The following is a 20150-nucleotide window of genomic DNA, read 5'->3' as shown; positions in this document are numbered from 1 at the left end:
CTACACCTGAAACTGTTATTGCTATTTAGATGCAAGCTCAAATACTTCTTTCATTACTTGTGCCGTTTTAGCCATTTCGGTTTCGGTCAGTGTGGGGTGAACTAAAAACATAATTGATGTTTCACCCAGCTCAACCGCATTAGGTAAACGCTTGCTTGGTCGCCATGATGTATTATCAAACGCTTTTTCAAGATAAACCTCAGAACAACTCCCCTGAAAACAAGGAACGCCACGCTCAACAATTTCATTAATTATGCGATCGCGGCTCCAACCATCGGCCAAGTGCTGAGGTTTAACAAACATGTAATGTTTATATTCAGCATGTTTAGTATAGTCAGGTACTTCAACTAAGCGAATACAGCTGAAACCTTTTGCCGCCTGATCTAATAATGCTCCATAAGCTTGGCGTTTTGCAGTCCAATCATCCATTCGTGTTAACTGTATTCTGCCTATTACAGCCTGCATTTCAGTCATGCGCCAGTTTGTGCCAAAACTTTCATGTAACCATCTAAACCCAGGTGGATGCTCACGATTGTAAATAGCATCAAAACTCTTGCCATGATCTTTATAACTCCACATAGCAGACCACAACTCTTTTGAGTTAGTTGTAACCATGCCACCCTCACCACCTGTAGTCATAATTTTATCTTGGCAAAAGCTCCACGCACCAATATGCCCTATGCTACCTACCGAGCGACCCTTATACTTTGCACCATGCGCTTGTGCACAGTCTTCAATTACATAAAAGCCATGCTCTTTACTCAATGCCATTATGTCGTCCATTTCCGCAGGCATTCCCGCCAAATGCACCACAATAACCGCTTTAGTTTTAGGTGTTAATACCGCTTTTATTGACTCTGCCGTGATAGCTTGACTATTTAAGTCAACATCTGCAAATACAGGCGCTGCTCCAGCAGTTACAATACTTGATGCCGACGCTAAAAAAGTACGAGGTGTGGTTATTACTTCATCGCCAGCGCCTACACCGAGCGCTTTTAGGGCTATGTCGAGCGCTAATGTACCGTTACCTAGGGCAACTGCATATTCACTATCAGCCCAAGTAGCAAATTCTTTTTCAAACTCGCGGCCTTCAGTACCCGTCCAGTAATTAACTTTATTTGAAAGAACAACACGGCTTACGGCATCGGCCTCTTGTTGAGTGAAGCTAGGCCAAGGAGAAAATGGGGTATTTAACATGGTATTCCTATTTATTCTGTATAGAAAAAATCATACAAAGTATTTTTAGTGACTTTTTATTACGACAGCGGGAGAGCCAAATGCTGTTATGTTGCTAGGCATATTTTTTACAACTGTACTACCTGCGCCTATTAAACAATTATCGCCAATCGTTATTAATTGTTTTACTTGGCTGCCTATACCAACCCAGCTTTTTGTACCAACAGATACTCCACCGGCTAAAACTACATTAGGGCAAATATGGCTAAAATCACCGATACTGCAATCATGTTCAATAACTGCAGCTGTATTTATAATACACCCAACACCAATGTTCGCAAAAGCGTTAATAATAGCGCCTGCAAAAATCACTGTGCCCGGCGCTATCTTAGAATATTGACTTATAACCGCTGTTGGGTGAGTTAAGGTAGCCAAGTTAAAGCCATTTTGTTGTAATAACTTTATTTTTTGTTGGCGAATATCGTTATTACCAATAGCAACTACAACGTCATTACTAGACGTTACAGTTGAATTATTAAGGGCTATTAAGTCAGCGCAAGTTCCCTTAATTGGCCAATGCTCAATATGCGTTTTTTTAGGATAAGCATCATCGTAAAAGCTAAGAGTAAAACCAAGTTGTTCAGCAATATCAGCAGCAACCTTACCATGACCGCTTGCACCTACTATAGCGAGCTTTTTAATCATTATTAGAGCCCTTAAATGGCTCTATTGTGACATGTCCATCAGCATTAATGCCATCGCGAATAAATACCTTTTTTACTGTTAACAACAAAATTTTTAAATCTAACCACATGCTTTGATTATTCACATACCAAACATCAAGCTCAAATTTTTGTTCCCAGCTAATAGCATTTCGACCATTAACTTGGGCCCAACCAGTAATGCCTGGGCGCACATTATGCCTGCGAGCTTGTTCTTTGTTGTATAAAGGCAAGTATTGTACAAGCAAAGGCCTTGGCCCTACTAAACTCATATCCCCCTTCAATACATTAAATAGCCCTGGTAACTCATCTAAGCTAGTTGAACGTAAAAATGAGCCAAACTTAGTCATACGCTGTTCATCAGGTAATAAATTTCCCTGTTTATCTTTAGCATCTAACATGGTTCTAAACTTCATCATTTTAAAAATATCGCCATTTAAACCTGGGCGATTTTGAGTGAATAATATAGGCGAACCTAATTTAAAACGGATAAGTGCCGCAACAACGATTATTACTGGTAATAAAGTAAGTAATGCGCAAAGAGCAACTATAAAATCAAAGAGACGCTTCATTGAATAATTCCATATACCTTTTACTTAACACGCCAAAGCTTCTTTCGCTTATAAGAAACTTATAACCAAGCTCACCAATCTGCTGTCTATCTAACGGAGTCATTAGTTGGTATTTCTTGATCACACTAGCAAACTCATTACTGTTCTCAGCAGGCGTAAACTCCCCACATTTAGCTTCATTTACCATAGATGGGTAACCAGAGTACATACAAACAATAGGCTTTTTTGCATACATGTAATCGATAAACTTATTCAAAGACATTCCGTATTTATAAATTTTTTCATCTCGAACAGAGGCAACTAGTAGATCTGATAAGCTAAGTAAATGTTGTACTTGCTCTTTTACTACTTTAGGAGCAAAAGTTATATTCGTAAGCTCGCTAGCATTATCTTTCAGCTCCTCTTTTAAATAACCTTCCCCAACTAATAAAAAATGTATTTTACTTGTACGCTTCAATTTTTTTGCGGCTTCAATTATATACTCTAAAGCATTAGCTTCCCCAAAAGTCCCGGAATAAGTCACAATAAACTTATTCTTGGGTATGTACTGTTCAACATACTCTTCGCTTAATTTTTGTTGACTATTGTCATAAAAAGCTAAGTTTACACCTTGTGGAATACAATGCACTTTAGAGCCAAGACCTACCTCATTTTCAACATGGAGCTTTAAACCTGGCATAGTACCAACAATGGCGTCAGAATATTTATAACCTAATCGTTCTATTTTATTTAAAAGCCAAATTAAAGGGTGGTTTGAGCTAAACCCTTTTAAATCTATTAACGTTTGAGGCCAAATATCTCTAACTTCAAATATAAACTTAGCTTTATAAAATCTCTTATAAAAACAACCAGTTAAAACAGTAAACAAAGATAACGAGGAAGCGATAACAACATCTGGCTTTTCATATTTTTTTTTAAAAGCCATCATCAACACAAAAAAATCAAACCACAACCAACTACAAATTCGTTTAATACTTGTAGCTTTGGAGTATTTTAAAGTGTTTACCCAAGTAACATTAAAGTTATTACTTATTTCGTCGTAATAACGATTCTTGAATTTTGGTAAGTTATTATATAAATGAGAAGAGTTCGATGTAATCAGTCTCACTTTATGCCCAGCTTTTGCAAATTCTTCGCAAAAGCTGGCGTGTCTAGTATCTGCTCCATACTTTTTTATATTGGCATATTTTGATATATACCAAATATTTTTTGATTTAATCATCTATGTCAGCTTGCTCTAAATATTTTGATAATATATTACACATAGTTAATAAACTAAGATGATATTATTTTTGAATATATAGAAAATAATTTAATTACCTCGATATCCCAATTATACTTTTCTATTACAGCTTTTCTTCCATTACGACCCATAACCTCAGCTATGTCTGGATTATCTGCAATATGATTAACAGCATTTGCTATTGATTTGGGGTCAAGAGGATCAACACAAATCCCACATTCATTAGACTCTATAATTTCTTTCCAAAGAGGGAAATTTGAAGCAATAACAGGGAGACCGCAAGCCATATACTCAAACATCTTAACTGGTAAAGAATCCAAATAATTAATAATAGGGTGTAAGGTAACTAATCCAGCAATAGATTCATTTAACACTTCTTTTATGCCATCTCGATCTAGCCACTCTTTATCTATGACATGACTCCATGATTTGTGAGATTTGACATAACTCTCAAAGTTAACTTCTGTGAATTTACCACCAATAGCGAGCTTTAGGCCTGTATTATAATACCCTACAGAACTTACTATTTCACTAATACCACGAGCCGCATTTAATCCACCTACATAGCACACTTGTGACTTTTTATTTTGCCAATCATAATTTGGAATAAATAATTCATTCAATAATGGATAGTTATTAATATCCACAGAATATATTTTTTGTTTAGTAAATTTATCACAAATAAATGGAGTAGCAGAAACAACTGCATCTAACTTTCTACAAGCATATGTTTCGTATATAGCCGCAACCTCAGATAAAAATTTCCTAATAAAAAAATTTAAGTAAGGCTTGGATAGTATTTGCTTAGGAAAATCTTCATGTGCGTCAAAAATGACTTTTTTACCTAATTTCTTAAGTTTTAGACCTATTGGTATCAATTCGGGATCATGCAAATGGTATATTACGGCATTCAACTTCAAAGCTGCGCTAAGTATTTGTTTAGGTGTTTGCGTAATTCTATTAAACCGGCCATTTACCTTACCAACATCAAGAATATTTACATTTTGATTAACTTCATTACCTTTCCCATCAGCGACAATAAGATAAACTTCATAGCCCTCTTTACTCAAAGAGCGACATTGCTTCCAAAAGATACGTGTATCAAACCTTGGATGCGCTGAGGTTAAATGTGCTATTTTATCCATATTTGCTAACGCTTTTACCTAGAAGTTTCTGTAACATTTTCTGTATACCTTTTAACTTTGCATAACGAGAATCCCAGTTCTTATAATCTGAATAAAGATTACCTGGAGCTGAAATAAGCTTGTCAAGCTCTAGTTCTGGTATATCAAGTTTTTTTGCTATAAAAGCTTTATCCTCCTTAAGCTCATTTGGTTCATATAATGGCTTAGAAAGAAGTTCAAGAGCTTCATCTCGAGATATTTCACCAGACAATATCTGACTAGAAAGATGTGGTAGCCTTTTGTCTTGGTTGAACTTTGTTGGCAAATAATAATTTTGGAAAAACTTAGTAAAGCGAGATTCTCCATGTTTACGACCATATTCTTTATAACCAACTTTAGCTTTAAGAATAGATAACGCAGCTTCTTTACTATAGGGTAAATAATTAAGCGGTCTAATAGGCGTCATTTTTTTTATGAATGGATAATAAATATAATACTTCCAAAATGAGATGGTCTTATAGGTTTTAAGTTTAATTTTCCCAAATTTTTTATGAATATCATTAATATTAATAGCATCCATAGCGGAATGATGCCAAGTACTGGGAAATACAGACTCAGTTGCGATATTTCCACCGTTAATAACATATTTAATGTTATTTTTCATGGCAAATTGATAAAGCGTAGAGAAAAAAGCGTGATCTTGCACTACATCTTGATTTGCCACACCAGCTTTAAGATATGAAATTTGTAGATCTTTAATTTCTTCCCAATTCATGACATGAGTATATAATTCAAAATTACAAAATTTAACTATTTGCTCAATATTATAAACAGCTAGTTCGCTATTCCAACCAGCATCCACATGAACAACTAGAGGCCGAAGGTTATGCTCCTTTAAAATTAATGCTAAGTATGCACTATCAAGCCCACCACTCAAACCTAATATACAATCATAGTCTTTGCCTTTTCCATCTTTTTTAACTTTGTCAAAAGTTTTTTTTAACTTTTTTTCCCCCTCTAAATTTGGAAACCATCGTTTTGAAGTCTCTTCGTCAAATTTAATACAGTGATTACAAACACCTTCACTATTAAATACTATTTCAGGGTCACTTGTATCCATTACACAACGGGTACAAACTTGATAATTCTTATGATTCATATTTTTCAAAATAAATTCTCTAATTCTTGATATTTGGGGTAAGTAATCAATACAGCTTTATGCTTCCCATAAAAAACAAACATATCTCCAGCAGCAACACTTGCAGCATGCCCTTTATGATATGCATCAGCAAAATCATTTAATGAGCCGGCACCACCAGAAGCAACAACAGGAATATCAACTGCATTAGATATTACTTTTAAAAGCTCGTTATCATATCCAATTCTTTTTCCTTCGTTAGCAATATTACATACGATTAACTCACCAGCCCCCAATTCTTGCATTTTTATTGCGAACTCAACAGGATCCATTTTCGTATTTACCTTTCCATTCCTGACGTATACGCTATATTTACCGAATATTGAACGTTTAACATCTATAGACACAACAATGCTTTGATTTCCAGATATTGTACTAGCCTCACGAATTAATTCTGGCTTGTAAAATGCTGCTGAATTTATTATTATTTTCTCCACACCAATTGAGAATAAGCGTTTTATCTGTTCAAGATTATCAACTCCTCCCCCATAACCAAAAGGCATAAAGGCTTCTGAGGCGATATCTTTCAATAATTCAAAATTAGGGCCTTTGCCTGTTTCTGTTGCACTTATATCCAAAAAAACAAGCTCATCAACTTCTTTTTCATTAAAAATTTTTACTGCGTTAATTGGGTCGCCAACATATTTATGATTTTTAAATTGCGCCCCCTTTACTAGCCCTGAATTTTTAAGGAGTAGTGTTGGAATAACCCTAACTCTTAACATTAACTAACTCCAAGAAATTTTTAAAAAGCTGCATGCCAAATTTATGGCTTTTTTCAGGATGAAATTGCACACCATAAATATTGCCTTTATTAACTGCACAAACAAAATCATAGCCATATCGTGAACGAGCCAAAACATTATTTTCATTGTCACACTCAACTGCGTAGGAATGAACAAAATAAAACCTTAACTCTTCAGCTAAACCAAAGAACATGTTTTGCTTATCATTAGGATTCACTACGTTCCACCCCATATGTGGAATTTTTAAGCGCTTTGATTCGGGTAAATGCCTTAAAGAACTGAAATCAAACCTTTTAGCTCTTCCAGGAATCCATCCTAATCCAGGGATTTCACCTTCCTCGCTACAGGTCATTAGCATTTGCATACCTAAGCAAACACCTAAGAAAGGTACTTTTTCGATAAGAACTTTCTGCTCTAAATCATGCAAAATACCCAATTCCTTAAGGCGGGTCATACCATTGTCATATGATCCAACTCCAGGCAGAATAATACCAGTTGCTTTTTTAATGCTATCACTATCAGCGGCGATAACAGCATCTCCACCCACTCTTCGTATCATATTTAGTATGGAGCCAGAGTTTCCCATACCATAATCTAAAATTACTATCATAAGCTAGCCTCTTTTATTATGGTACAAATTTTATTGAGATATTCATTACCACCATACTTACTTAGGGTTTCAGCACTAATTATTGAATTATCGTATTTTGAATAGTTTTTTTCTATATACAACATTGCTTCAGCCATCGCGGCAGCATTATTCTTATCAACAAGCAGACCATTAGACTCTTTAATTATTTCTTCAGGTCCACCCGATTTTGTTGCGATAAGAGGAAGCCCAATAGCAGCAGCTTCAATTAAAACCACTCCAAATGTTTCAACATTACTCGATAAGATAAAGCAATTTGCTTGCTTTAATTCTTCAAATAACGGTTCTCGATTTAAATAACCTAAGAAAATCACCTGTTTATTTATACCTAATTTCTTTGATAAATCACGAAGTGAGTTAAGGTTGATGCCACTTCCAATTATTTTTAATAAATATGGCTTACCTTTAAACTCAGAAGCAAAAGCTTTTAAAATTATTTGTTGATTTTTGTTATCGTCTAAGGATGCAACGTTAATAAATATGAATGGACTACTCTTAGCTTTATTCTTGGGCTTCAACTTCGAAGCGTAATGGGTTAACTTCTCATCAAGCAAATTATATAATATAAGAGTATCTTTAACTATCTCAAAGTTTTTATCGTTAAATATTTTATTAATAGTATTTGATAGCGACTGACTAACAGTAGAGAAACACTCTGCAGAATTAATTGTTTGACTGTAGCATGCCAAATCTTCGGCCTCATTTTTGAATCGAATAAAAGAACTGCTATGTTCAGTTATAAAATATGGGACACCAAATTTCATTTTTATTTCATAAGCTAACAAGGAAGCATACTTTAAGTTGTGAGCATGGATCATACATGGTTGCCCATACTTGTTGATATATTCTGAGTAGCAATGTAGTCCATTAGAAATAAATATATCTCGTGCGCTCCTTTTATTTTTAATTCTATTTGGAATAATAGTTTTTTCATATTTTCTTATAATGTTTATACCTCCACATGATTCCCAAAGAGGGCTGGAATTTCTGTGAAAAAGGTACCTTGGTGTTATTATACCTACGGACAGTACACCAACTTGGAACCCATTTTTACTCAACAGCTCAGCCTCATGACGTTGAAATATACCTCCTAGAGGTTGCATATCTGTTTGATATAGTTCAGATGGAATTATTAGTATATGTTTTTTTGTATTCATTATTAGCCAATAGACAAAAAAGAAAAAAAGATAATGACAAGCCTTTAAATAAAGTTGTTTCGAAAAAAGCATACCCTAGCAAAAAGATCATATATAACATACTTTTTCTCTCTACATTACGTAAAATTAATATTATATAAATAAACAATAAAGAAAAACACAATAGACCAAAATCTGAGAAATAGCTGATATAACTGTTATGTGCAGAAAGAGTATCTCCATGTAATTCAAAAGTTGTATTATTTACACCTATCCCAAATAATAAAGAGCCTATATTATCGGATTTATCTAAAAAAACTTGATTAACAAATTCGAGTCTACCTGATGAGCCGGCCTCTAAAGCCTTTGATTCAAATCTACTATAAAAATCTGTTGGTAAAAAATATAGACCTATTGCCGGTAAAAAAGGTAAAAAAGGTAAAAAAATAATAAATCTATTTTTACCAAAAAATATTAAAGAAACAAAAATAGAGAACAATATTCCAGCCCTAGACATTGTCAAAAATATAGATATGAAAATAATTATAATTAACGGAATTAAATAATATTTATTCTTTTCATTAACAATCAAGCAACCGATGATACTTAAGCAAAATAGATTAACTGACATAGTATTTTGATTAAGATAAGGTCCACTTAATATATATTGAGTATGGGAGGTGGCGAATTGAGCTCCTAAAATGTATAAAATGTAACTAATCGTTAAAAAAGTAATGGTTATAAACAAATAAATTTTTTCAATTTTATATAGATTAAAACCATCACTCCCCTTCTTAATTGAAGAGAGTATAAATAAAACAAAAATAGTCATTAAAGCGTTCCATCCACCGCTTTTTATGCTTTCAAAATTATAGAAGGAAGAAACTAACATGCAAAAGAAAAGACTCAGTAGTATAAGCAAATTAGTCAGTTTTACTTTTATGTTTTTATTAATGATAAGTAAAAAAAGAAAAAAGGTAATAGCAACAAAAGTTAATACATTTAATAATGAGTATAAAGCAGGGCTTACAACCTCTAAGTAACTTCCTTTCAAAAGCAACAAGCATATAATTATAAATGTTAGAGCATTCATATATAAATAATTCTCAATTTTTAAGCTTAATAATAAACTTTACAGTTTGCTTAAATGTTCTTCTGAAAATTAAAAAGCCAATTACGTAGTAAATAAATACAGCAACAAGGGTGTATTTATATTCATCTAACTTTAAAAATGCAAAAATTGAAGCAAATGATAAAGCTATTAATGTGACAAAATAGATTTTAAGTCGATCAACTTTTTTCCACACCCAAATACTTACTTCTGTCCTTAAAACCAAATAGATCCAGTATGAGATAAGCATACCTATTGCAGCCCCAGTAGCTGAGAAGTAAAGCACTAAAAAGTAACTAATTGATATTCCTAAAATAGCAGATATAACTGTAGCGATTAAACCTTTGAAGGTTTTTTTCTCAATATTAATACCTATTGCCGTCATTTCCGATAATGAATAGAATAAGAATCCCAATGCGCAACAAGCAATAATGTATTTTATCGAGTTGTATTGTTCAGAAAAAAACAATGTAATTACAGGTGAACAAGCAATAACAAGGCCTAAAAATAAATATGTAAACATTAAATAAAAATTAATAAAATAATCCAAGTCATCAAGTTCACTATTAGAACTTAACTTTTCATATATGTAAGGAGACCAAAGCATATTAAAAACATTCGAAAAAACAGCGACTCCTGCTGCAATGCTAAAGGCAACACTGTAAACACCTAAATCAGATAAAGGTGAAAGCATCTTTAGTAATAACTTGTCTGATGATTGGAATAACCAGAATACGACTCCAGAAAAAGCTGCCGGCACCCCAAATTGAAACATTTTTTTATATTGAGTAGTTGGTGTATCAAATGAACTAAAATTGAACTTAGGCTTTCCTAAAATAAGAAAGTTAATTAGCAAAGCAAATAACAGTGAACAACTATGAGCAACTAGCAACCAAAAAAAATCACCGAATTCTATACCAAAATGATACGAGATAAGCAAAAAAACAAACAAAAAAGCTTTGGGAATAGATTGAACTAAAGAAAAAGACTTCCCTTTATTTTCCATTCTAAGTGGAAGTGATAAAAAGCGAATTAGAAATGAGGATAGTACAGCTAAAGCAGAAACATAAAAATATGCGCTGCTATCCACTTCAAATAACTCATTTACTATTAAAACTGGATCAATAAGTAAACAGGTAAGTATAAAAAAAATTAAGAGTCCACCACCAGGAAGTAAAACCTTGAAAAGTAGTAACTTTTTTTCTACAGTCTCGTGATAGCTCCTTATGTAGGATAAATCTAAACCAAAAGATAAAAATACTATAGAAAAAGTTATTAAAACTTGTAGAACAGCAAATTTGCCGATAGTTTCTGGTGAAAATAGACTTGCCATTAACGGTATTGATATAAAGCTTAAAATTACAACAAAAATAGGCCCTAGTAAGAAGTTAATAAAAGTCTTAGGATTCATTTTTGCTTCTTTTTTTGATTAATTTTGCTGGGCTTCCAGCTATTATAATATTACTTCCAAAATCAGTCGTAACTACTGAATTAGCACCAACTATTACATTAGAACCAATGGAGACGCCCTCTCTAATAAAAACGTTATCTCCGATCCAACAATCATTTCCTATTTTAATCGTTTTCTCATTATGTACTAGAGTTCCATTAATATTTGTTGTTGGTTTTTCCATAGAGTGTGTTAATGCTTTTATAGATACATTATAACCAATTGCACAACCTGAGCCTATGAACACATTTGACTCATCCCCACACGTTATATGCGCCTGATTTATGTATGTATAATCACCTACATGTATATTTTGCACATTACCAGTAAACACTGAGTTCACCCCAAAAGAGGCTAAACTCGAAACATTTTTCATTTTTTCCAATTGGGCTAAAAAAATAGTTTTTTTAGCCCAATTGAATAATGAGAAAATTAATTTGGCCATAAAAAAATTTATTTTATGCATTAGAAGCCCTAAGAGTAATCATAAGTACGAGTGCATTGGCAAGCTAAATACTTGCTTAGCTAATTTCGATGCAACAGGAAACGCTTCATCGGTGTAGCTTAATTGCTTAAAAGCAGTTTGCTGATGCATACAAGTACCATAGTAGATCATGGTTGGTATACCTTGCGCTTTATAGGCTGCCATATCTGCATCACGGTTTGTTGATACCAATGTGTATTGTGCCCAAGAGCTAATATAACCTTTTGGTACTTGCGGAGTTTTATATTTTCCTGCTAGTGTATTTTCGTAATTGTCAGCGGCTTTATTACGATTTATAAGCTCAGTTGGGAATTCTGCTAACTTTTCAAGCAATATCGCAGCCTGAATAGTATCTAACCGAGAATTCATGCCTATGCGAACATTGTCGTATTTATCACTACCTTTTCCGTGTACACGATAAGATTTAATTAACTCTGCATATTCGTCATTATTAGTAAATATAGCACCGCCATCACCATAACAACCAAGAGGTTTAGCTGGGAAAAAACTGGTTGTTGCTATATCACCAAAACTTCCTGCTTTTTTATCATTAATACTGCCACCAAAACCTTGCGCAGCATCTTCTACGAGTTTTAAATTGTATTTATCGGCAATTTTTTGTATTTCAGGATAATTGGCAGGTAAACCAAACAAATCAACCGCAATAATTGCCTTTGGAGTTAGTTTACCTTCAGCAATTGTTGCTTGAATACGCTTTTCAAGATCGATAGGGCAAATATTAAAAGTAGCCTCGTCTGAATCAACAAATACAGGTGTTGCGCCTTCATAAGCAACAACTTCTGCAGTCGCAAAAAACGTAAACGTCGGGCAAAATACAGCGTCGCCCTTTTCAATGTTTAGCACCATCATAGCAAGTGTAAGAGCATCTGTACCATTAGCACATGTTATGGCATGCTTTACGCCAACATACTCAGCTAACTTTTCTTCAAGCTCTTGCACCTCAGGGCCCATAATATATTTACCATGGTCTAATACATCTTGAATTCGTTTATCTATTTTTGTTTTTAAGTGCTTGTACTGCGCTGCTAAGTCTATAAATTGCATTTAATGATTACTCGTTAATTAAAGTCAGTGTTGAACCAGCTAGTTGATAAGTATCGCCTGTGTGCTCGCACTTTTCAGTACCCGTTCCGCTAATGGGTAACTTAAGCTGCTCACCATATTTACTGATCCAACCAATCTGCTTTGCAGGAACACCCACCATTAACGCAAATGCGGGTACATCTTTATTTATTACCGCACCAGCACCAACGAGTGAATACTCACCAATAGTGACACCACATACAATTGTACAATTAGCGCCGAGCGTTGCGCCTTTTTTTACTAATGTATCGCGGTATTCGGTTTTTCGTTCAATAAACGAACGCGGATTATACACATTAGTAAAAACCATGCTAGGGCCACAAAAAACATCATCTTCAATATGTACATTATCGTAAACCGATACGTTATTTTGTACTTTTACATTATCACCAATAGTAACTTTATTACCTACAAATACGTTTTGCCCTAGCGAACAACCTTCACCTATTTGCGCACCACTACACACGTGCACAAAATGCCAAACACGCGTGTCATTGCCTATTTTAGCTCCATCATCAACAATGGCGCTTTCATGCACATAATAATTCATAACTACAATACCTTCGATAGTGACGGGTGTGCTTTGTTACCCGCTTCAACAATTGGCATTTCACGAATTTTTTCAACTGTTTCAATAGCAACTCTATTTTCATCAATTCCAAAACCGTTACCTGCTAATATATTTTGGTAACTTTGAGTATGTAAGTCGGTAAAGCCACCTGAAAACTCAAGTTCTTCAGTGTCATTGCCGTCATTAATAGTGATACTCCGGTAAGTAAGCTTTTCACCTTTAACCGCATTTTCAGGTAAGTTATTTGCATCAATCGACAAGAACCATTTTACACGAGCTCGCTCGTATTCAAGGTAGCCACTAGTCGTTTTTTCATCTCTAAAATGAACTTCGTTGTGTTTAAGCTCACCAAAAATAAAGTGCAACATATCGTAAAAATGCACGCCAATGTTGGTAGCGACTCCACCTGACTTGTGGTCAAACCCTTTCCAAGATTTCATGTACCACTTACCACGCGATGTCATATAAGTTAAATCTACATCAAAAACTTTATCTGCTGGTGCTGAGGCCACTTTTTCTTTTAAAGCGATAATTGATGGGTGTAATCTTAATTGTAATATTGAATTAACATTCGCCCCGTATTTTGTTTCGTAATCTTTAAGAATATCCATGTCTTCTGAATGAAGTACCAATGGTTTTTCACAAATTACATCAATGCCATTTTTTAATGCGTACTTCATATGCGGGGCATGTAAATAATTAGGACTACAAATGGCAATGTAATCGAGCTTTTGACCCTTCATTGCACAGTCTTCGACATATGCAGTAAAGTCTTCAAACTCAGTAAAAAATTCGGCATCAGGAAAATGGCTATCCATAATACCTACAGAATCATTAATATCCATGGCCACTAAAAGGTTATGGCCTGTTTCTTTAATTGCTTTTAAGTGACGTGGTGCTATGTAACCTGATGCACCAATTAATGCAAAATTTTTCATTTTAAGTCCTTTATTATAAGCGGATATCTGAATCTTTAGTGCCAAACACATGCTTTACATCATATAAAACATGCTTTTGTTTGCCGAATTTACGAATAGAATCGCTACCCATTTCTTTAAATTCACTGTGATCTACAGCTAATACAATGCCATCGTAGTGATTTTCTTTTAATTCACTTACTAATGACAGACCATATTCATGCTCTACTTCCGCAGGGTTCGCCCAGTCATCATAAACATCAACCGACATGTTAAAGTCTTTTAACTCATTTACTATGTCAATAATTTTAGTATTACGGACATCGGGACAATCACCTTTAAAAGTAAAACCAAGGACTAATACTTTTGCTTCATCAACATGAATTTTTTGGCTTGATAGCTTTTTAACTAATTGCGTTGCTACATATTCACCCATACCGTCATTTATTCTGCGTCCAGCTAAAATAACTTCAGGTCGGTAGCCTACTTCCTGCGCTTTGTGGGTTAAATAATACGGATCAACGCTAATACAGTGCCCACCTACTAAGCCAGGTTTAAACTTTAAAAAGTTCCACTTTGTGCCTGCTGCATTGAGGACTTCTTCTGTATCAATACCTAAGCGATTAAAGATCTTTGCAAACTCATTAATTATGGCAATATTTAAGTCTCGTTGTGTATTTTCAATTACTTTTGCCGCTTCGGCTACTTTTATTGAGCCAGCTAAATGCGTACCTGCTGTTATAATTGAGCCGTATAACTCATTTACAAATTCACCAATTTCAGGCGTAGAACCCGATGTGATTTTCATAATTTTAGTTAGCGTATTCACCTTGTCACCAGGGTTAATTCGTTCAGGTGAATAACCAGCAAAAAAGTCTTTATTAAATACTAAGCCTGATACTTTTTCGATAATAGGCAAACATACTTCTTCAGTAGCACCTGGGTATACTGTAGATTCGTATATCACAACATCCCCTTTTTGAACAAACTCACCTAATAATTCAGATGCTTTACGAAGTGGTGTTAAATCAGGCGCATTACTTTCATCAATAGGAGTGGGCACTGTTACAATATAAACATTACAACTAGCTAATTCCTGCTTATCACAAGAAAAAGTTAATTGTTTGATATCTTTAAGCTCTTCATCGCTAACTTCTAACGTCGCATCATGCCCTGCGCTTAGCTCATCTACTCGCTTTTGGTTTATATCAAAACCCAAAACTGGATATTTTTTACCAAACTCTACGGCTAGAGGCAGGCCTACATAACCTAAACCAATTACGCCTATTTTAATTTTTTTACATGGTATAAACATTTAATTTTCTCTTAATTTAGGTTTTTTACATAGGAAGATGGGGTAAACCAAAAACAACTTTAATCCCTTTTAATATAGTGACGTATTAAAACGAGCAACGCCCCCAAAATACCCCCCAAAAAAACACCTAATACACATATTAACGCTCTTTTGGGCTTAAACTTTTGCTCAGGCACTATTGCAGGGTCTATGTTTTTAAATACATATTCATCACGAACATTGGCAAACATAATTGTTTTTGTTTGCTCTTCTACAAGTTTATATAAAACAGCACGTATATCAGCTATTTTAGTTTGTTGTATTTGTTTTGTTAAAAAATCGGTGCTTTTGTTTGCTTCGACGACATCACGTAGTTTCATGGTTGAATTAATATCTTGTATTAGCCAATTTACCCATTTCTGTGCTATGTAAGGCGATACATGCTCTATGGCAACTGTGACCATGCCAGTTTCTGTGTTTTTATTTGTAGTAATAATTTTACTAAATTCTTTATACGCCTCTTGCATTGAAGGCTCGGGTTTAAAGGGTAATTCAACTTTACGTATCCATTTATTTTGCTCTGCAATATAAAGCTCTTCGTCGTAAATAACCGTATTAGTTTCACGGTTCCATGTTTTTGCTGCCATTAAGTCGGGCAGTATATTGTGCTTTTTAATAAATTCGCTTGTGAACTGGCGTGATTTTAGTACTTCAAGCGCCATTTGCGTTTTATCAACCCCGCCGCCGGCACCTAAGTTAACACCTGCTAAACTTGCAAGCCCACCAAACTGGCCGGCTAATGCGCCTAAGCCACCTTGCTGATCTTGCTCTGCAGGGGCAAGTAACGCCTCTGATTTATAAATGTTTGGCTGGTTTATGGCGTAAAAAACAGATGCCACAGCAAATAGGGTAGTTATAGCGATAATTATCCATTTGCCTTGCCAAATAGCGGTAAATAGTTCGCGTAGGTCTATTTCGTCATCAGCAATGTTGTTTTGCATTGGTGTATTTGCCTGATTTTGGTTGTTTGAGTTGTTTTCCATTTAAATCTCATAAGTTCAGCTATCAGCTATCAGCTATCAGCTATCAGCTATCAGCTATCAGCTATCAGCTATCAGCTATCAAAAAATTGTATAACAAGAACATTAGGGCAAGTTATTGTTTTAGGAACTTTAGCTCGTCCCTGGTAACACCAAACCTGCTGCTACGTTTGCGCGGTATAAAGCCCCGCTTTAAAAATCATATGCACAAAGAGAAATAAATGAGAGTAAATAAGGAAACATACCCATTTTATTTATGTCTTCCTCTTAAGCGGAGCGCTCTCTTAACCTCTTTGTGAATAAATTTATTATCTTTAACGCGACATAAAGTCGCTGCTACATTTGCGCGGCATAAGCACCCGTCTACAAAACCATTTTGAACCACAGAGTACACCGAGGCGCTGCGCGCTACACCGAGAAGAAAAGCTTATATTGATGAAAGCCTTTAACTTTAATCTCTTCCTCTGTGTTCTTTTTACCCTCTGTGGTGAATAAAATCACTAACAGACGCGACATAAAGCCCCGCATATAAAACCATTTTGAACCACAGAGTACACCGAGGCGCTGCGCGCTACACAGAGAAGAAAAGCTTATATTGATAAAAAGCTATAACTTTAATCTATTCCTCTGTGTTCCCTTTACCCTCTGTGGTAAATAAAATCACTAACAGACGCGACATAAAGTAGCTGCTACGTATACGCGACATAAGGTCCCGTCTACAAAATCACTTTGGACCACAGAGTACACCGAGGCGCTGCGCGCTACACAGAGAAGAAAAGCTTATATTGATAAAAGCCTTTAACTTTGATCTCTTCCTCTGTGTTCTCTTTACCCTCTGTGGTGAATAAAATCACTAACAGACGCGACATAAAGTCGCTGCTACATAAGCGCGGGATAAACCCGCGCTACATTATATTAAATACCGCTTATGGCTGCTACTGCTACACCTAACTGGTAAAGTATTTGTGTTGCGGTGCTCCAAAGCGTTAGCTTATCCATATGACCTGCATCTAGTGGGACAACAATGGTATCGCCAGGTTCAAGTTGGTTTGAGTTATTAACTGCAAACCAGTTGCCGGTATTTGGTATTTTTACTGAGCCGTTGGCTTTTATAATGTAAATACGGTCATCAGCAGCGCGCTCTTTTAAGCCACCGCTTAGGTCTATATATTCGTCTACGCTGATACCTGCTTTATATAGGTGCGATGTAGAGTAATTAACCTCACCTATTACACTGATTGAGTCGCGTTCACTAGGCACATAAAGTACATCGCCATCTTGCAGTACTAGGTTTTGCTCATTGTTAACAATAAGCGGTAAATCTATAACTAAACGGCCTACGGCATCAACGTTAGCCAGGTCCTTTAGCAACTTATTCATTTCATCGTAAGTAAGTGTGTTGCTACTTACTGAACTTTGAAAGCTTTTTGATGCTATATCTCGGCGAAGCTCGGTAGATAAACGCGTTAGCTGTTGTTGCTCTTGCTTTTTAATTGATTGGCGAGTAAATACAGCGGCATTGGTTGCAGCAAACTCAGAAAAGCCACCGGCGCGCTTTAATAAGTTACTTAAGGTTTCACCGCGGCGAATAGTATAGGTGCCCGGAAATTTAAGCTCACCCTTTAGCTCTACTTTTAAGTTTTCTTGCCAATTTGGGATAGCAAATATATTTACGCTGTCTTTACTTTGTAATGAAATATTAGATGCCGTTTTACCTTGCATAGCACTTTTTAAATCAAACTTAATATGCTCAATGTTTGATACATCGTTATTGGCAATTCTTGTTACTTCAGCTTGTTGTGTGTAAGCCGATTCTAACAAGCCACCCGCTGCAGTAATTAGGTCTTTTACTTCACCGCCTTCCATTAACGGGTAAATGCCTGGGTACATTACACTGCCGCTAATTTCCACTATTTGCATCGCCTGCATTACACCGGCCTGCTGCTCTAACTTAGCAATTACGGGTTTAAGTAAATTATGGCGGCTAAACAACGCATAACTTTGCGCATTTTCTTCTTGCTCTTTAAGCTTTTTCTCAAGCATTTCCGCCATGCTTAAATTTGGATTTACCTCTTCAAACTCTGACTTTTTAACCGCCACACCAACGTATTTTTCAAACTCTTTTTGTTGGTATTCATGCCAAAGCTCTGCTTTGCGTTGTTGATCTTGCTGCTCTTTAGTTAACGCTAAATTTGCAAGCGCTATATCTTCTAAAGTTTTTTCTTCAAAACGACTGAATACAATAATTTTATCGTTAGGGTTAAGTTGTAAGTTGTTCTCAGTATTTTTTGTAATGGCTTTTGCTAAATCAAACTGGTGAATTTCAATATCACCATTTACGTTGGTTTCGCGCACTACTAGCGCATAATCTAAATCGGCCTGTGGTAGTAAGTCACCACGTACTGAGCCTAATATGTCTGAAATACGTTTACCCTTGTACCACTGGTAATTACCTGGGCGTACTACAGCACCAATTAAACTAATTGAAGTTTGGTATTGCTCACCAATCGCGCTAAAGCGAATACGATCGCCATCTTTTGGAATGTAGTTAACTTGCTCTTTGCTAAAATCTACCGAAAGCACTTCTTTATGTTGGTTATTAAAACGTTCAACTATCACGCTTTTAGCGTAAGCATTTGGCTTGATGCCGCCCGCCATTTTTAATAATTGTTCTGCCGTTTCGCCTTTTTTAAGCTCAAAAATAGCAGGGCGTTTTACTAAACCATCAACGGTTACTTGCTCGCCAACCGACGGTATAAATACCACGTCACCCGGCTTTAAAATAATATCGTTACTGCTATCACCGCGAATAAGTAAATCGTATAAATCAAAGTTAGTAACAACCTTACCACCGCGCTTTACTTGAATATTACGCAGTGAGGCTATATCAGACACGCCACCACTTACAAATAATGCATGCGACACTGTAGTCAATGACGACACACTATAGCTACCTGGTTTGTATGCTTCACCCAATACTAAAATACGAATACTGCGAAGTTTACCAAGCGAGACAAACGCTTTAACACCTATAATCTCTTGTTCAACTTTTACTTTTATTAACTCTTTAACTTCAGCAAAGGTTAAACCAGCTACCTGAACAGGACTTAAGTCGGGAATGTTAATACGTCCTTCCCTATCAACGATGACTTCGTAGCTTGCGCTTTCTTTACCGTAAAAGTTGATTAATAGCTGATCGCCACGCCCCACTAAATACGTATCGGGTACTGCGGCGTTTTCGTTGGGCATGAATGTGGTGGGTTCGCCGGCAAATAAGTCATAACCGAATGGTTTTACCGTGTTATCTTCTGGCTTAAAGCGTTCTTCATCTGTAAAAGCTTGTTCGTCGGCGGTATTACGCTCACCTACTGTGGGTTTATCTTGTTCGTTATTTTTGCCACTGGCATTGCCTGCACCTTCAAGGCTTGAAATATCTACGCCATATTGCTTTGCAAGTGCCTGCTGTTGAGACTTAGGCAACTTTTGAAACTGCTCTAGTTGAGCGGCTGTTGGCGCAAATGCTAATGTGCTAAAGCTACATATAAGTACAAAAGCACTTAATAAATGTTTAATAACGTTCACGAGTAGGTATTTCCCTAGGTCTACAACCAAA

At 35.6% G+C, this 20150-nt stretch carries 18 protein-coding genes; all 18 read right to left on the bottom strand.

Going from position 1 to position 20150, the window contains the following annotated elements; genetic code table 11:
- Positions 1–21: 21 nt before the first annotated feature.
- The gene (locus AAGD16_RS02315; protein ID WP_377113380.1) at positions 22–1197 is read right to left on the bottom strand and encodes a DegT/DnrJ/EryC1/StrS family aminotransferase; all 1176 of its coding nucleotides are present in this window, start codon (positions 1195–1197) and stop codon (positions 22–24) included.
- Positions 1198–1242: 45 nt separating this feature from the next.
- Positions 1243–1881 (bottom strand): acetyltransferase, encoded by a 639-nt coding sequence (locus AAGD16_RS02310; RefSeq protein ID WP_377113377.1) that lies wholly within the window; start codon positions 1879–1881, stop codon positions 1243–1245.
- On the bottom strand, positions 1874–2470 hold the full coding sequence (locus tag AAGD16_RS02305) for a sugar transferase (RefSeq protein WP_377113374.1): 597 nt from the start codon (positions 2468–2470) through the stop codon (positions 1874–1876). Before AAGD16_RS02305 ends, AAGD16_RS02310 begins: the two co-directional genes overlap by 8 nt.
- Entirely contained in the window at positions 2454–3692 is a 1239-nt protein-coding gene (locus AAGD16_RS02300; RefSeq protein WP_377113371.1) for a glycosyltransferase family 4 protein, read from the bottom strand. Before AAGD16_RS02300 ends, AAGD16_RS02305 begins: the two co-directional genes overlap by 17 nt.
- A gap of 53 nt (positions 3693–3745) precedes the next feature.
- Positions 3746–4858: a glycosyltransferase gene (locus AAGD16_RS02295; RefSeq protein WP_377113368.1), complete on the bottom strand. Its 1113-nt coding sequence runs from the start codon at positions 4856–4858 to the stop codon at positions 3746–3748.
- A complete protein-coding gene (locus tag AAGD16_RS02290) occupies positions 4851–5996 on the bottom strand; it encodes an N-acetyl sugar amidotransferase (protein WP_377114757.1) in 1146 nt (381 codons plus the stop codon). The genes AAGD16_RS02295 and AAGD16_RS02290 overlap by 8 nt, the downstream gene beginning before the upstream one ends.
- Positions 5997–6001: 5 nt before the next feature.
- Positions 6002–6760: an AglZ/HisF2 family acetamidino modification protein gene (locus AAGD16_RS02285; RefSeq protein WP_273002845.1), complete on the bottom strand. Its 759-nt coding sequence runs from the start codon at positions 6758–6760 to the stop codon at positions 6002–6004.
- Positions 6747–7391, bottom strand: coding sequence for an imidazole glycerol phosphate synthase subunit HisH (gene hisH, locus AAGD16_RS02280; RefSeq protein ID WP_377113364.1), 645 nt, complete (start codon positions 7389–7391; stop codon positions 6747–6749). The genes AAGD16_RS02285 and hisH overlap by 14 nt, the downstream gene beginning before the upstream one ends.
- Complete coding sequence (locus AAGD16_RS02275; RefSeq protein WP_377113361.1) at positions 7388–8587, bottom strand: glycosyltransferase; 1200 nt, start codon at positions 8585–8587, stop codon at positions 7388–7390. Before AAGD16_RS02275 ends, hisH begins: the two co-directional genes overlap by 4 nt.
- Positions 8550–9659: a hypothetical protein gene (locus AAGD16_RS02270; protein WP_377113358.1), complete on the bottom strand. Its 1110-nt coding sequence runs from the start codon at positions 9657–9659 to the stop codon at positions 8550–8552. The genes AAGD16_RS02275 and AAGD16_RS02270 overlap by 38 nt, the downstream gene beginning before the upstream one ends.
- A 13-nt stretch (positions 9660–9672) precedes the next feature.
- Positions 9673–11088 carry a lipopolysaccharide biosynthesis protein gene (locus AAGD16_RS02265; protein ID WP_377113355.1) on the bottom strand — a complete coding sequence of 472 codons (1416 nt, stop codon included), beginning with the start codon at positions 11086–11088 and terminating at the stop codon, positions 9673–9675.
- Positions 11078–11593, bottom strand: coding sequence for an acyltransferase (locus AAGD16_RS02260; RefSeq protein WP_377113352.1), 516 nt, complete (start codon positions 11591–11593; stop codon positions 11078–11080). The genes AAGD16_RS02265 and AAGD16_RS02260 overlap by 11 nt, the downstream gene beginning before the upstream one ends.
- An 18-nt stretch (positions 11594–11611) precedes the next feature.
- Positions 11612–12676 (bottom strand): DegT/DnrJ/EryC1/StrS family aminotransferase, encoded by a 1065-nt coding sequence (locus tag AAGD16_RS02255; RefSeq protein ID WP_377113349.1) that lies wholly within the window; start codon positions 12674–12676, stop codon positions 11612–11614.
- 7 nt (positions 12677–12683) lie between these two features.
- Positions 12684–13265, bottom strand: a complete 582-nt coding sequence (locus tag AAGD16_RS02250) for an acyltransferase (RefSeq protein WP_377113346.1) — start codon at positions 13263–13265, stop codon at positions 12684–12686.
- Between the two features lie 2 nt (positions 13266–13267).
- Positions 13268–14224: a Gfo/Idh/MocA family protein gene (locus AAGD16_RS02245; RefSeq protein ID WP_138687241.1), complete on the bottom strand. Its 957-nt coding sequence runs from the start codon at positions 14222–14224 to the stop codon at positions 13268–13270.
- A 13-nt stretch (positions 14225–14237) separates the two neighbouring features.
- The gene (gene tviB / locus AAGD16_RS02240; protein WP_377113342.1) at positions 14238–15518 is read right to left on the bottom strand and encodes a Vi polysaccharide biosynthesis UDP-N-acetylglucosamine C-6 dehydrogenase TviB; all 1281 of its coding nucleotides are present in this window, start codon (positions 15516–15518) and stop codon (positions 14238–14240) included.
- 59 nt (positions 15519–15577) lie between these two features.
- The gene (locus AAGD16_RS02235) at positions 15578–16540 is read right to left on the bottom strand and encodes a Wzz/FepE/Etk N-terminal domain-containing protein (protein WP_377113339.1); all 963 of its coding nucleotides are present in this window, start codon (positions 16538–16540) and stop codon (positions 15578–15580) included.
- A gap of 912 nt (positions 16541–17452) precedes the next feature.
- Positions 17453–20119 (bottom strand): SLBB domain-containing protein, encoded by a 2667-nt coding sequence (locus AAGD16_RS02230; protein WP_128583717.1) that lies wholly within the window; start codon positions 20117–20119, stop codon positions 17453–17455.
- Positions 20120–20150: the final 31 nt, after the last annotated feature.

The sequence above is a fragment of the Pseudoalteromonas sp. M58 genome, assembly GCF_042604605.1.
GTDB lineage: Bacteria > Pseudomonadota > Gammaproteobacteria > Enterobacterales > Alteromonadaceae > Pseudoalteromonas > Pseudoalteromonas tetraodonis.
The sequence above is the reverse complement of the archived record's forward strand: the minus strand, read 5'-3'. Positions and strand labels throughout refer to the sequence as shown.

What these genes read in the sequence shown, in the direction of transcription:
- hisH (WP_377113364.1), bottom strand. Translation starts at nt 7,391, where the DNA reads ATGATAGTAATTTTAGATTATGGTATGGGAAACTCTGGCTCCATACTA.
- AAGD16_RS02295 (WP_377113368.1), bottom strand. Translation starts at nt 4,858, where the DNA reads ATGGATAAAATAGCACATTTAACCTCAGCGCATCCAAGGTTTGATACA.
- AAGD16_RS02275 (WP_377113361.1), bottom strand. Translation starts at nt 8,587, where the DNA reads ATGAATACAAAAAAACATATACTAATAATTCCATCTGAACTATATCAA.
- AAGD16_RS02260 (WP_377113352.1), bottom strand. Translation starts at nt 11,593, where the DNA reads ATGCATAAAATAAATTTTTTTATGGCCAAATTAATTTTCTCATTATTC.
- tviB (WP_377113342.1), bottom strand. Translation starts at nt 15,518, where the DNA reads ATGTTTATACCATGTAAAAAAATTAAAATAGGCGTAATTGGTTTAGGT.
- AAGD16_RS02245 (WP_138687241.1), bottom strand. Translation starts at nt 14,224, where the DNA reads ATGAAAAATTTTGCATTAATTGGTGCATCAGGTTACATAGCACCACGT.
- AAGD16_RS02235 (WP_377113339.1), bottom strand. Translation starts at nt 16,540, where the DNA reads ATGGAAAACAACTCAAACAACCAAAATCAGGCAAATACACCAATGCAA.
- AAGD16_RS02265 (WP_377113355.1), bottom strand. Translation starts at nt 11,088, where the DNA reads ATGAATCCTAAGACTTTTATTAACTTCTTACTAGGGCCTATTTTTGTT.
- AAGD16_RS02255 (WP_377113349.1), bottom strand. Translation starts at nt 12,676, where the DNA reads ATGCAATTTATAGACTTAGCAGCGCAGTACAAGCACTTAAAAACAAAA.
- AAGD16_RS02305 (WP_377113374.1), bottom strand. Translation starts at nt 2,470, where the DNA reads ATGAAGCGTCTCTTTGATTTTATAGTTGCTCTTTGCGCATTACTTACT.
- AAGD16_RS02285 (WP_273002845.1), bottom strand. Translation starts at nt 6,760, where the DNA reads ATGTTAAGAGTTAGGGTTATTCCAACACTACTCCTTAAAAATTCAGGG.
- AAGD16_RS02315 (WP_377113380.1), bottom strand. Translation starts at nt 1,197, where the DNA reads ATGTTAAATACCCCATTTTCTCCTTGGCCTAGCTTCACTCAACAAGAG.
- AAGD16_RS02310 (WP_377113377.1), bottom strand. Translation starts at nt 1,881, where the DNA reads ATGATTAAAAAGCTCGCTATAGTAGGTGCAAGCGGTCATGGTAAGGTT.
- AAGD16_RS02300 (WP_377113371.1), bottom strand. Translation starts at nt 3,692, where the DNA reads ATGATTAAATCAAAAAATATTTGGTATATATCAAAATATGCCAATATA.
- AAGD16_RS02270 (WP_377113358.1), bottom strand. Translation starts at nt 9,659, where the DNA reads ATGAATGCTCTAACATTTATAATTATATGCTTGTTGCTTTTGAAAGGA.
- AAGD16_RS02250 (WP_377113346.1), bottom strand. Translation starts at nt 13,265, where the DNA reads ATGAATTATTATGTGCATGAAAGCGCCATTGTTGATGATGGAGCTAAA.
- AAGD16_RS02290 (WP_377114757.1), bottom strand. Translation starts at nt 5,996, where the DNA reads ATGAATCATAAGAATTATCAAGTTTGTACCCGTTGTGTAATGGATACA.